At 62.3% G+C, this 3,212-nt stretch carries 1 protein-coding gene and 1 pseudogene; both read right to left on the minus strand.

Going from position 1 to position 3,212, the window contains the following annotated elements:
* Nucleotides 1-209: 209 nt before the first annotated feature.
* Nucleotides 210-743: an ATP-binding protein gene (locus IVA78_RS29450; protein WP_346275328.1), complete on the minus strand. Its 534-nt coding sequence runs from the start codon at nt 741-743 to the stop codon at nt 210-212.
* Nucleotides 744-762: 19 nt separating this feature from the next.
* Nucleotides 763-2,301: pseudogene (istA, locus tag IVA78_RS29455) on the minus strand (IS21 family transposase).
* Nucleotides 2,302-3,212 lie beyond the last annotated feature (911 nt).

Here is a 3,212-nt window from a genome sequence, read left to right on the forward strand (position 1 = left end):
CAAGCCTCCATGCCAACGCGGCACGGCTCGATCTTCGAGAAAAACTCGCGCATTGTTCGGCGCGTCAGCTTGCGCTTTACGGCCGGCGCAGCCTCGCTAAATAGCGCGTGAATCTGAAAATAGTTCTTGGCGAGATCAACGCCTATTCTGATAAACTTCATCGCGGACGGTCTCCCTTCTTTGTGGCTGCCTGGCGGCCACGCTTGGCACTATGATGCCGTTGAAGTGAGGCCGTCCACACCATCAAGGATGAGCAAATCGACGCTCGATAGCGTCTTGAGGAGCCGCGCATAGCGTCTGTCGCCGCGGGCGAGCGCAAGTGCTTCGAACAGCCTTGGCAGGCGATGGTATAAGACCGATCGATTATCGCGGCATGCCTTGTGGCCGAGCGCGCAGGCGATCCAGCTCTTGCCGACGCCGGTCGGCCCGGTGATGAGCAAATTTTGCTTGCGGCTGATCCAATCGCCATCGACGAGCTTGGCAAAGAAGGCGCGGTCGATGGCGCGCGGAGCGCGCAGATCGACATCTTCGACGATTGCGGCCTGCCGTAGCGAGGCGAACTTCAGACGCACGATGAGCCTTTTGTTCTCTCGCTCGGTTGCTTCGCGATCGATCATCGGGCCGAGGCGCTGCTCGAAGGTCAGCGCGGTGACGTCCGGTTGGCGTTGCTGATCATCGAAGGCCTTGGCCATGCCGGCGAGCCCGAGAGCGGCGAGACGTTCGTGGGTGTGGTTGCTGAGCATAAGGTCTCCTTGTTGCTGGTCAGTGGTAGTAGCCGCGGCCACGGATGTTGCCGTGCTGGATGGGATCGGCGTCGGGGTGGTGTCGGGAAGGAAGGCCTTGTCCAGGCCGGTCTTGAGGATCGAGGCGATCGACCGATAGCTCGCTGAGCCGATGCTGATCCCACGGCGGCATGCGGCTCGAGACGTTGCGTCCCATAGGTCTTTTCCAGCCGCAGGATGCCGAGACAGGATCGGAAGCCCTGCTCGGGATGCGGCTTTGTCCGCATGATCGCCTCGCACAGCGCGATCGTGGACGGACCGACTTTCCCAGCGGCGGCCAGCAGACGCGCCGGCGTCCAGAAGGCGTATCGGCGATGCGCGCTCGGCATGTGCTCGGGGATCGTGGTATGGCGGCGCTTCACGCCCGAGCGTGCGTGGCTGGCGATGCGGGTGCCGCGATGGAACACCTCGATGCTGGCTTCGGTGGCCCGCACCTCGACAACCTGGCGGATCATGCGGGATGGCACCGAGTAGAAGTGTCCCTGAACTTCAACATGGTAATCCGGTGCCACACGGGCACGACGCCATTCGGCGTACTGATAGGGCTCGGCCGGCAGCGGCATCAGGGCCGGACGATCGATGGTGTCGAAGAACTCGCGGCGGCTGGCACCGAGCTTGCGCATCAGGCGGGCGTTGAGTTCGTCGACCAGGATGCGGATCGCAACGTTCAACTCGCCGAGCGAGAAGAAGCGCCGGTTGCGCAGCCGCGCCAAAATCCATCGCTGGACGATAAGAACCGCCGCCTCCACCTTGGCCTTATCGCGCGGCTTGCGGGGCCGCGCCGGCATAATGGTGGTGCCGTAATGGGCGGCAAGATCCTGGTAGGTCCGGTTGACACCTGGCTCGTAGCGGCTCACCATCGTCACCTCGGCCTTCAGATTGTCGCAGACGAGCGCCTTCGGCACCCCGCCCAGGAAGTGAGCGCATCCACATGGGCGCCGATCCAGTCGGGCAGCGCCTCGCTGAACCGGGCTTGGGCAAAGGTGTAATTCGACGCTCCCATGACCGCGACGAAGATCTTGGCGGCGCGCACCTCCCCGGTGAGCCCGTCGAACACCGGCACGGTATCGCCGGCGAAGTCCACGAACAGCTTTTCGCCGGCCGCGTGGGTCTGCCGCATGGTCGCCGTGATGCCGTGGCGCCATTCGACGTAGAGGTCGCAGAACCGCCTGTAGCCGTAGCCGTCGGGATGATGACCGCGGTATTCCTCCCACAGCAGCGCCAGCGTCACGCCGCGGCGGCGCAGCTCGGCATGGATGTGTCCCCATTCCGGAAGCGGCTTCGATCGCGGTGGGTTGTAGCCGGCCGCCGCAAATAGCTTGCGTTCCAGCACCGTGTCGTCGAGTTCCTCCGGGATCGGCCAGGTGATGCCGATCACTGCGGCGCGGCGGACATATTCCGCGATCGCCGTGCGACCGATCCCGACCGAGCGGGCGATCACCCGATCGCTCACCCCACAGGCATACTTCAGGCGCAGAACTTCTCGAATCTTCCGCATCGGCAATCTCTCGGCGGGCATCAGACCTCCCATTGCGTGGACCGCAAAAGGAGGACCTTGCCCCGTTCAGATTGCCGACAACGCCACCCGTCTCACCCTATCAACAGGGTGGCCGCCTTCGTTCGGATCGGGTGGCCGCTTTCGATCAGAATCGCTGGCCGCCTTCCGTCGGAATCGCTGGCCGCTTTGCCTCGGATTCCGCACGCCACAAAAGAGCGCAACGGACAGACAATCTGATTAAGAGCAGGCCATGATATTCCCGTCGCCACCAGACGGATCTGGAAAGCGGTCTCTAAGCCCCGATGGTCGGGGGATCGGCCCAATGTCGGCTCAACTTTGATATCGCGCGAGATATGACCGCTGCGTCGTAGGCGACAAGCTGCGGACATAATCAATCGGCGGAGCTCACTTGGCAACCGGAAAACCTCCTATCTGAAGTGATGGCTCTGATATCCCTCGATCCTCTCAGATAGGAGGCGCCTGTTACCACCTCCTTTCAAGTACCGTGCCAGCGATTCGTTCAATCCTGCATGTAAACATATCTTAGTTGCGCGGGATGTGAGATGGGTCGGTTGCCATTCGACTCGCAGGCACGTCCGCCTTAGGAGAGATCGCGCCCCGGCGCGGTGAATTACGCGCACCATTCGACTGCCGTTCCGACAGCGTCGGTGATTTTTAAACTGACGGCACGGCTCGAAAAGCGCGCCGCCGGGCCCCTCAAATTATTATTCTGTCAGGATTGTTGCGCTAGCGAACACGTCGGATGCCCCCCCGGCAGCAACGGAGATCACTGCGCCCGCCACGCCAGCCAGCGCTCCTGTATGTAATCCTCGTTCGTCTTGCCATCAGCGCGTTTCGCCACAAACCAAGCCTTGTCGAAGCGGACTGTCTTTGCCGCGTTGTCGGGGTTTATGCTTATCAGCGGCAGCAGA

This window comes from Bradyrhizobium sp. 137, from assembly GCF_023074095.1.
In the GTDB taxonomy this organism is placed as follows: Bacteria; Pseudomonadota; Alphaproteobacteria; order Rhizobiales; family Xanthobacteraceae; genus Bradyrhizobium.

What these genes read in the sequence shown, in the direction of transcription:
- IVA78_RS29450 (WP_346275328.1), bottom strand. Translation starts at nt 743, where the DNA reads ATGCTCAGCAACCACACCCACGAACGTCTCGCCGCTCTCGGGCTCGCC.